We start from the raw sequence: 9200 nt of genomic DNA, 5'->3' as shown, positions 1-9200 counted from the left end.
CTCCGGGTCGATCGCGCGCACCTCGACCAGGCCCGTGCCCTTCTGCCAGATGCCGAGCTTGATCGCGGCAACGTAGGACAGGTCGATGACGCGGTTCTCGGCGAACGGGCCGCGATCGTTGACGCGCACGATCACGCTGGCGCCGTTCTCGAGGTTGGTCACGCGCGCGTAGCTCGGCAGCGGCAGCGTCTTGTGCGCGGCGCTGTAGGCGTACATGTCGTACTTTTCGAAGTTCGAGGTGGCGTAGCCGTGGAACTTGTTGCCGTACCACGAAGCGATGCCGCGCTCGACGTAGCCCGACGCGTTCGGCAGCACGCTGTAGGTCTTGCCGCGCACCTCGTACGGCGACTTGTTGCCGTAGGCCGAACGCGGTTCGGACTTCGGCACCGGCTCCGGAATCTTGCTGACGTCTGGCAGCGCACCGCCCGGGCCGGAATCGCCATCCTGCGCGTAGCGACTCGATTGCGGACGCGAGGTGTCGTCGACACGCGATGACGACGACGATGACGAAGGCCGAACGGTCTTGTGTCCGCCGCAACCCGCGATCAGCAACAAGGCGGCCACAGCTCCCGCGCGCAGCAGGCTGGCGGCCGCGCAGTGCTTCATTTGCCGCTAGTCTGCGCCGCGATTTCCTCGCTGAGCTGATACACGGCGAGGCTGTACAACGGGCTGCGGTTGTAGCGCGAGATCGCGTAGAAATTCTGCAGCGTGATCCAGATTTCAGGGCCGTCTTCGCCTTCGAGCTTGACCAGCGTGGCCAAGGTATCGCCGCTCGCGTCCAGCTTGGTCGCCGGCACGTAGCCCCACTCGGCCAGCTGCTGCAGCGGATACGCCGGCTTGAGGTTTTCCGGCGTCACCGCGCGCGCACTCGCGCTGACCTTGGCGCGCACCGCGACCGGACCGCCGGTCTGCCAGCCGTTGCCGACGAAATAGTTGGCGATACTGGCGACGATGTCGGGCAGCGAATTCCACAGATCTATCTTGCCGTCGCCGTCCTCATCGCGCGCGAACTTCGCGATCGACGACGGCATGAACTGGCCCATGCCCATCGCGCCCGCGTAGGAACCCATCAGGCTCTCGATCGGATACGGAAAATTCGCGCCGTGCAGCAGGAACAGCTGGCGCAGTTCGCCGCGGAAGAAATCCGCGCGCGGTGGATAGTAGAAGCCGAGCGTGCTCAGCGCGTCGAGCACACGGTAGCGCGTCGGTGTGCGCCCGTAGTTCGTCTCCACGCCGATGATCGCAACGAGGATCGGGGCCGGCACGCCGAATTCCTTCTCGACGCGGTCGAACAGCGCCTTGTTCGCGCGGTAGAACGCAACGCCGCCGTCGATGCGCGCCTGGGTGAGGAAGATCGGCCGGTACTCGCGCCAGGTCTTCGACTCGGCCGGACGCGAGATCGCATCGATGATCGTTTGCTGGTAGCGCGCCTTGGCCAGCGTGGCGAGCACGTCGGCCGCGGAAAGATCGGTGTCGCGCGCAAGATCGTCGGCGAACTGCTTTTGCGCTGCGGCTACCTGTGCTGGTGTCGGCGGATCGTAGGCGCGCGCCAGCGCGGCGAACGAGGCAAACAGCAGGCAGGCGCACGAACACAAAACGCGGAAAGTCATCGATCGAACGGGCGGCAGGAAGAGGTGCGGCGAGGGTAGCATGCCGCGCCGGCAACGTCGCCCCGCAACCGAGTCGCCGTTAAGCGAAAACGCGCTGACGCAGCCACTTCGTCGCGATCCATTTCTCGCCGGTCGCGACCGGTGCGCCGGCGTGTAAGGTCTTGGTCAGCGGGTCCGGCCGCGGATAGCTGAAGAACACCGCATTGCCCTGTTGCGGCAACACCGAAAGACCCACATCGGGGAACGTCGTCGCGCCGCCGTGCTGCGGCGTGTTGAGGTACATGATCAAGCTGGCCACGCGCTGGCCGCCGCGCCGCGTCAGCGCTGGCGTGCCCGGATCGGCGGGGTCGAAGTAGTCGTAGTGCGGCTCGTATTCGGCGCCGGGCTGGTAGTTGAGCACCTGCAGGCCCTCGCCGTTTTCCGCGGGCCAGTTCAGCAGCTTCGCGATGCGATCCTCGATGCGCATGTGCAGCTCGCTCTCGGCACGCTGGAAGAACATGCCGCGGCTCGTGCGCGCGACGTCGACCTGGTATTCGCCAGTCTGCCGGTTGACCGTTTCCGAGCGCGCCAGCCGCGGTTTCGCCGCTTCGATCAGCGCGGCGCATTCCTCGGCGCTGAGCAGGCCGCCGAACACGACGACGCGCGGTGACTTCAATTCGACGAGCACCTTTACCTCGCGATCGCCCGCGTCGAGCGACAGCGGCATCTTCGCGATGTCGGGCTCGGGCACACCTTCGGCGGGGCGGTCGTTGGTCTCAACCGCGACGCGTGCACGCGCATTCTCGGCGACGACGACGGCAAGCGCATCGCCCGCGGCCTTGCGCTGCCAACCGGCGGCCATCAGTTCCGCGATCACCTGCTCGCTGCCGGCGCCGGCGAGCGTGCGGTTGAGGATCCATTGCTTGGCTTCGGCGGTGACGATCGTTCTGCTCATGTCTCAAGCCTACGTGCGCAGGCACTTCGATTCAATGCGGCGCGCGCCTGTGGTTGTGGATCGACATGAGCATGCCGAATCCGGCAAGGAGCGCTACAACCGAGGTACCGCCATAGCTGATCAGCGGCATCGGCACGCCGACCACGGGCAGGATGCCGGCGACCATGCCGCCGTTGACCATGACGTAGACGAAGAACGACATGCTGATAGAGCCGGCGAGCAGACGCGAGTAGGTGTCGCGTGCATTCGCCGCGATCATGAGGCCGCGGCCGACGATGAAGATGTAGAGCAGGATCACCGCGGCGACGCCGATCAGGCCCCACTCCTCGGAAAACACCGCGAAGGCGAAGTCGGTCGTGTGTTCGGGCAGGAATTCGAGTGCCGACTGCGTGCCATGCTGCCAGCCCTTGCCCCAGAGGCCGCCCGAGCCGACCGCGATCTCGCTCTGCATGATGTGCCAGCCGTCGCCGAGGCGATCCGCGGCCGGGTCGAGAAAGGTGAACAGGCGCTTTTTCTGGTAATCGTGCATGAAGTGCCAGGCCACCGGCGCCGCGGCCGCGGCCGCAGTGAGCACGAGGCCGATGCGCCACCAGGCCATGCCGGCAAGGAAGATCACGAACATGCCGCTGGCGACGACGAGCAGCGCGGTGCCGAGGTCGGGCTGCTTGGCGATCAGTCCGGCCGGCACGGCGATCAGGACGCCGACGATCGCGAGCGAGGAAAACTTCGGCGGCAACTCGCCGCGGCTGAGCACCCACGCAGCCATCATCGGCATGGTCAGCTTCGACAGCTCGGACGGCTGGAAGCGGAACACTTTGAGATCGAGCCAGCGATGCGCGCCGCGACCTTCGCCGAGCACGGCGACGACGAGCAGCAGGAACACGCTGCCCGCATACAGCCATGGCGTCCACTTGCGTAGGCTCTGCGGCGAGACGCGCGCGAGCAGCACCATCAGCACCGCGCCGAGGACGAAGCGCGCACCCTGGTTGAGCGCGACCTTGGTATCCGGGCCGCCGGCGCTATACAGGTTGACGAGGCCGACGCCGGCGAGCAGCACCAATGCCAGGGCGAGCGGCCAGTCGAGCGCCGGCGGACGCAGCCAGCGCCGCGCGAGCAGGCGCAGGCTTGGGCCGAGCTGATCAAAGGCGAGCATCACTGTTGCGCCACTCCCGCGGCAGTGGCCGGCGCATCGTCGTCGTACTTGAGCCAGGCATCGAGGATCTTGCGCGCGATCGGCGCGGCGTCGGAGGCACCGCTGTGGCCGGCCTCGAGCGCGACGACGACGGCGATGCGCGGATCCTCGGCCGGCGTGAAACACTCGAACAATACCTGGTGGCGATCGGCCGAGGAGGTCGCGATCGAGGTCCAGGTTTCGTCGTAGCGCGAAAAACGCTCGGCGGTGCCGGTCTTGCCGGCGATCGCATACGGGAACTCCTTGCCTAGCCCGCTCACCGTGCTCGGCGGCGGCCCGTTCACGGCGAGCCAGATGCCTTCCTCGATCGCCTTCCACGTGCTCGCGCGCGTGCCCACGTTCGGACCCGGCATCGGCAACGGCACGGGCTGCACCGGTGCACCGATGCCGGCCTGCGTCGCGCGCAGCACATGCGGCGGCCGGTTCGCACCCTTCGCCGCGATGACTGTGAGCGCGTGCGCGAGCTGGATCGGCGTGACCACCCAGAAACCCTGGCCGAAGCCGACGTTGACCGTGTAGCCGGCGTACCAGGGCTGGTTGCGCGTCGCGCGCAGCCATTCGGCCGAAGGCAGCACGCCCACGGCTTCGCCGGCGACATCGATGCCGGTCTTCGCGCCGAAGCCGAACTTGGCGAGAAAACCGCTGAAGCGGTCGATGCCCATCTCGTAGGCGAGCGAGTAGAAATACGTGTTGACCGACCAGGCCAGCGCGAGCTTGAGGTCGACGCGACCCGCGGGAAAGTCATCGCGGTAGCCGCGCGCCTGGCCCGGAATATGGTATTCGCCGGTCGAGACCACTGTGTCCGAGGGCGTGCGTACGCCCAGTTCCAGCCCGGCCGCGGCGGCGTAGGGCTTGATCGTCGAGCCGGGAATGAAACCGCCGGCGATCGCGCGGGTGAGCAGCGGTTTGCGCGGATCTTGGGTCAGCTGCGTGTAGTCGGTCTGGCCGATGCCGTTGACGAACAGGTTGCCGTCGAAATCGGGCTCGCTGACCAGCGCGAGCACTTCGCCGTTGCGCGGATCGATCGCGACCGCCGCACCGAGACGTGCACCGAGGGCGTCCTCGGCGGCGCGTTGCAGGCGCGCGTCGATCGACAGGTACAGGTTCTTGCCCGGCGTCGGCGACACGTAGTCGAGCTTCTTGCGCACACGTCCGTCGGCGCCGACCTCGACCGTTTCGCTGCCCGGCGCGCCGTGCAGCTCGTCCTCGTACCAGCGCTCGACGCCGGTCTTGCCGATGTGCGTGGCGCCGGCGTAGACGCTCGGATCGAGCTTGACCAGTTCGTTGAGATCGATGCGGCCGACGTAGCCGACCGCGTGTGTGAACAACGGCCCGAGCGGATAGGCTCGGGTCAGGTATGGCACCACTTCGACGCCGGGAAAGCGCCAGCGGTTGACCGAGAAGCGCGCGATCTCGTCTTCGCTGAGCTTGAGCCGCAGCGGCACGCTTTCGAATGCCTTCTTCTTCGCGCGCGCGTTGCGGAAGCGTTCGATGTCGTCAGCGCTGATCGCGACGACATCGCCGAGTTCGACGAGCAGGTGCTCCATGCCCTTGCGTCCGCCCTCGACCGCCTCGGGCACGATCTCGAGGCGGAAAGCGGCGACGTTGTCGGCGAGCAGCACGCCGTTGCGGTCATAGATGAGGCCTCTGCTCGGCGCCACGCTGCGCACCGAGATGCGCTGCTTGTCCGAGGTCTCGCTGAATTCGGTGCCGCGATAAACCTGCAGGAACACGTAGCGCGACACCAGCGTGCCGAGGCAGACCACGATGAGCAGGAAGCCGATGATGGCGCGCGCACGAAACATGTCCGCTTCGACGCGGGCGTTGCGGACCTGCATGCGCGCGCCGGGCAGGTTCATCTCAGGCATCGCCTGCGCGCAGGCGCGCGCGCAGATCGTCGAACAGCAGGAACAACCAAGGCCAGGCGAGCATGCCGGCCACGGGTGCGAGCCAGAAGTCGAGCGGCGGCGGCGGGTCGCCGGCGATCGCGTGCACCATGAGATACACGACGCGGTCGTTGAGCAGCAGCGCGAACACGGCGAGTGTCTGCTGCCACATCGGGAAGAAACGCAGGCGCGAGCGGAAGCGCAGCACGATAAAACAGAGGATGCAAAGTCGCAGTGCCTGTTCGCCGAGCATCTCGCCGCCGAGCAGGTCGGCGAGCAGGCCGAGCACGAAGCAGAGGCCGAGCGGCACGCGTTCGGGCAGTTCGATCATCCAGTAGATGAGGACGAGGGCGAGCCAGTACGGCTTGAACGGCAGTAACACCGCCGGCAGCGGCGCGAGCTGGAACACGAAGCACGCGGCGATGCCGCCCCAGAACAGCCAGTTGAGACCGCGGATGCGCATTACGGCTCCCCCTGATTGGTCGGGTTCGGCTGCACTGCGGGCGGCGACGCTGGTTGCGCAGGCGGTGGCGCGGGTTCATCGCTGCCCTTGAGCGATACCGGCGGCCCGATTTCCTCGGCCGGTGCGGGCGGGCCCACCGGATTGGCGAGTTCGTGCAGCACGAGCACTTCGGCACTGCGGTCGAGCGCGGCGTCGGGCGTGGCCTTGGCCGCGGCGAACATGCCGGTCGCATCGTTGCCGACCGAGCGGATCACGCCGACCGGAAAGTCCGCCGGAAAGCGCCCACCCAGACCCGAGGTAAGCAGTTTGTCGCCGGGCTTCACGTCGGCGCTGGTCGGAATGTTCGGCAGTTCCAGCGTGTCGAGCGTGCCGGTGCCGCGCGCGATCGTGCGCATGCCGGTGCGCTCGATGCGCACCGGTACCGCATGCGACTTGTCCGAGATCAGCAGCACCGTGCAGCTGTGCGGGCGCACCTCGACGATCTGGCCGACGAGGCCGCGTGCGTCGATGACGGGCTGGCCGACCTTGGCACCGTTGTCGCTGCCGAGATCGAGCATGATCGTATGCCGTTTGTACGGGCCGAAGTCGACGTCGATCACGCGCGCGAGCTGCACGGACAGGCCGAGCGTCTTCTGCACCGAGAGCAGTTCCTGCAGGCGCTGGTTCTGCTCCTGCACGGCTTCGACGCGACGCAGGCGCGTCTGCGCGAGCAGCAACTGGCGGCTCAGCTCGGCGTTCTGTTCGCTCAACGCGTGCCGGTCGGCGAGGGCGACGCGTGCATCGCGCGCAAATTCCGATGGCGCCGCGGCCAGGCGCCAGATCGGCTCGGCGATGACGCTCGCGCCGGCACGCAGGTGCTCGAGCCAGTCGCCGCGGCGATCGGCGATCATCAACGCGATCGCGATGACCAGATAGACGACCAGGCGCAGCGTGCTCGATGCGCCTTCGCCGAACAGCGGTGCCGTGTTGTTGGCGGGGATGGCCATGCTTGGTGATTCGTGATTCGGAATTCGTGATTCGAAAGATCAAAAAGTTCCGCGCAGCGCATCACGAATCACAACCCACGAATCCCGACTTCTTACTCCGACGCGAAGAAATCGCCGCCGTGCTGGTCGACGAGTTCGAGCGCGCGTCCGCCGCCGCGCGCCACGCACGTGAGCGGATCGTCGGCGACGTGCACGTGCAGGCCGGTTTCCTCGGAGATCAGGCGGTCGAGGTCCTTGAGCAGGGCGCCGCCGCCGGTCAGCACGATGCCGCGCTCGGCGACGTCGGAGCAGAGTTCGGGCGGGGTCTGTTCCAGCGCGACACGCACCGCGGCGACGATGCCGGACAACGGCTCGTGCAGCGCCTCGAGCACTTCGTTGGAGTTGATCCGGATCATGCGCGGCACGCCCTCGGCGAGGTTGCGGCCGGAAATTTCGATCTCGCGCGCCTCGTCCTGCTTGTACGCGCAGCCGATTTCCATCTTGATGCGCTCGGCCGTGGACTCGCCGATCAGCGTGCCGTGGTTGCGGCGCACATAGTTGATGATCGCTTCGTCGAAGCGATCGCCGCCGATACGCACCGATTGCGAGTAGACGATGCCGTTCAGCGAGATCACCGCGACTTCGGAAGTGCCGCCGCCGATGTCGAGCACCATCGAACCGCGCGCCTCGTGCACCGGGATGCCGGCGCCGATCGCCGCGGCCATCGGTTCCTCGATCAGGTAGACGTCGCGCGCGCCGGCCGATTCGGCCGACTCCTTGATCGCGCGGCGCTCGACCTGGGTCGAACCGCACGGCACGCAGACGAGCACGCGCGGACTAGGCCGGAACATGCGCGCGCGATGCACCTTCTTGATGAACTGCTTGAGCATCTCCTCGGTCATCGTGAAGTCGGCGATGACGCCGTCCTTCATTGGACGGATAGTGACGATGTTGCCCGGCGTGCGCCCGAGCATGCGCTTGGCGTCGGCGCCGACCGCGGCGACCGAACGCGGGCCGCCGGGACCGCGGTCCTGGCGGATCGCGACGACCGATGGCTCGTTCAGCACGATGCCCTGGCCGCGCACGTAGATCAGTGTATTCGCCGTGCCGAGATCGATCGACAGATCGTTGGAGAAAAGCCCGCGTAAACCCTTGAACATTCTTGTTTTCGCTCGTGCTGCTGTTGCGTCGCGTCTTGCGTGGAAAGAAAAGCGCGCCAGTGTAGTAAGCGCCCCCGGGCGAAGCAAGGAAAAATGCTGTTAAATTGCGGGCAATGTCGACGTAGTCGCGGCCATCGCTCCGGCTTAGCAGTCCGCGTCCGGCACCTCGCCTTCGGGAACCTCTCGAAACCTACTGCGCTCGATAATTTGCGCGCCGGCGGTGCTCGGAATCCTCATGTACATCTGAGTACACTCCGGTTCCTGCGCTCCGGCGACACGCAATTCTCTTCGCTCGCTACGGTTTCGAGAGGTTCCCTTCCATCTTCTTGCATCGATGACCACGAAAAGCATTTCCTTCCATCACCCTGTCGCGTTCTGGCTCGGCTGCGCGCTGATCGCGGCCGGCGTCTTTTCGCATGGGCCGATGCTGGCGATGGGCGCGCACATGCATTACCACCTGGCTGGCATGCCGATGGACACGACCATGCTCGTCGGCATGGCGCTGATTCCGCTCGGCCTCGGCCTGTCGATCTACGGCCTCATGCCGCGCCTCGCGCAGATGCGCGAAACGCTGCAATCCGCACGCGATCACGTCGGCTTCCACATCGCCGACCGCGTGCCGCTCAGCCGCGCGCACTGGACACTGGTCGTCGTGCTTGTCGTCGCGCTCGTGATCGACGTGATGAAGCCGGCTACGCTCGGCTTCGTCATCCCGGGCATGACTGTCGAATACGACATCCCCAAGCAGACCGCGGCGAAACTCGCCTTGTGGGCATTGATCGGCACGACGGTCGGCTCGGTCGTCTGGGGCCGCCTTGGCGATCTGTTCGGTCGTCGCGCGGCGATTCTGTTGTCGGCGATCATGTTCATGGCCACGGCGATCTGCGGCGCGATGCCCTCGTTCGAGTGGAACCTCGCGATGTGCTTTCTCATGGGCGCCTCGGCCGGCGGCCTCCTGCCGATCGCGTTCACGCTGATGGCCGAGGCGAT

9 protein-coding genes are annotated in these 9200 nt (G+C 66.6%); 1 reads left to right on the top strand and 8 read right to left on the bottom strand.

Going from position 1 to position 9200, the window contains the following annotated elements; genetic code table 11:
* The 8 genes from VF497_RS17955 to VF497_RS17920 form a co-directional block, all read right to left on the bottom strand.
* Nucleotides 1-606: septal ring lytic transglycosylase RlpA family protein (locus VF497_RS17955; RefSeq protein ID WP_330891335.1), on the bottom strand; the 606-nt coding region annotated here is incomplete at its 3' end.
* The gene (mltB, locus tag VF497_RS17950; protein WP_330891333.1) at nucleotides 603-1610 is read right to left on the bottom strand and encodes a lytic murein transglycosylase B; all 1008 of its coding nucleotides are present in this window, start codon (nucleotides 1608-1610) and stop codon (nucleotides 603-605) included. The genes VF497_RS17955 and mltB, both read right to left, overlap by 4 nt.
* Before the next feature lie 79 nt (nucleotides 1611-1689).
* A complete protein-coding gene (locus tag VF497_RS17945; RefSeq protein ID WP_330891331.1) occupies nucleotides 1690-2544 on the bottom strand; it encodes a 2OG-Fe(II) oxygenase in 855 nt (284 codons plus the stop codon).
* A gap of 31 nt (nucleotides 2545-2575) precedes the next feature.
* Nucleotides 2576-3697 (bottom strand): rod shape-determining protein RodA, encoded by a 1122-nt coding sequence (rodA, locus tag VF497_RS17940; protein ID WP_330891329.1) that lies wholly within the window; start codon nucleotides 3695-3697, stop codon nucleotides 2576-2578.
* The gene (mrdA, locus tag VF497_RS17935) at nucleotides 3697-5595 is read right to left on the bottom strand and encodes a penicillin-binding protein 2 (RefSeq protein WP_330891327.1); all 1899 of its coding nucleotides are present in this window, start codon (nucleotides 5593-5595) and stop codon (nucleotides 3697-3699) included. Before mrdA ends, rodA begins: the two co-directional genes overlap by 1 nt.
* Nucleotide 5596: 1 nt before the next feature.
* A complete protein-coding gene (mreD, locus tag VF497_RS17930; RefSeq protein WP_330891325.1) occupies nucleotides 5597-6085 on the bottom strand; it encodes a rod shape-determining protein MreD in 489 nt (162 codons plus the stop codon).
* On the bottom strand, nucleotides 6085-7071 hold the full coding sequence (gene mreC, locus VF497_RS17925) for a rod shape-determining protein MreC (protein ID WP_330891323.1): 987 nt from the start codon (nucleotides 7069-7071) through the stop codon (nucleotides 6085-6087). The genes mreD and mreC overlap by 1 nt, the downstream gene beginning before the upstream one ends.
* A 92-nt stretch (nucleotides 7072-7163) precedes the next feature.
* On the bottom strand, nucleotides 7164-8210 hold the full coding sequence (locus VF497_RS17920; RefSeq protein ID WP_330891320.1) for a rod shape-determining protein: 1047 nt from the start codon (nucleotides 8208-8210) through the stop codon (nucleotides 7164-7166).
* A gap of 334 nt (nucleotides 8211-8544) precedes the next feature.
* On the opposite strand from VF497_RS17920, the gene VF497_RS17915 reads away from it, so the two are divergent.
* The coding region (locus VF497_RS17915; RefSeq protein ID WP_330891318.1) for an MFS transporter at nucleotides 8545-9200 on the top strand (656 nt) is incomplete at its 3' end.

The organism is Rudaea sp., from assembly GCF_036383415.1.
Taxonomy (GTDB): domain Bacteria; phylum Pseudomonadota; class Gammaproteobacteria; order Xanthomonadales; family Rhodanobacteraceae; genus Rudaea.
The sequence above is the reverse complement of the archived record's forward strand: the minus strand, read 5'-3'. Positions and strand labels throughout refer to the sequence as shown.